The sequence below is a fragment of the Bacillus cereus group sp. BfR-BA-01441 genome (assembly GCF_022663075.1).
Classification (GTDB): Bacteria; Bacillota; Bacilli; order Bacillales; family Bacillaceae_G; genus Bacillus_A; species Bacillus_A cereus.
Genome location: NZ_JAKUEU010000482.1, coordinates 1 through 206, shown reverse-complemented (window position 1 = coordinate 206; position 206 = coordinate 1). Strand labels below are relative to the sequence as shown.

Genomic DNA, 206 nt, shown 5'->3' with positions numbered 1-206 from the left:
AAGTAGAAGAACAAAAGAAAGCAGAGGAACAGAAGAAAGTAGAAGAACAAAAGAAAGCAGAGGAACAAAAGAAAGCCGAAGAACAAAAGAAAGCCGAAGAACAAAAGAAAGTAGAAGAACAGAAGAAAGCCGAAGAACAAAAGAAAGCCGAAGAACAGAAGAAAGTAGAAGAACAGAAGGAAGCGGAGTAACTGCTTTAGTGAAAC

General features: G+C 37.9%; 1 protein-coding gene. It reads left to right on the top strand.

Annotated features, from left to right (window positions below; genetic code table 11):
* Positions 1-191 (top strand): hypothetical protein (locus MR107_RS32190; RefSeq protein ID WP_242293243.1); only part of this gene is annotated, 191 nt, incomplete at its 5' end.
* Positions 192-206 lie beyond the last annotated feature (15 nt).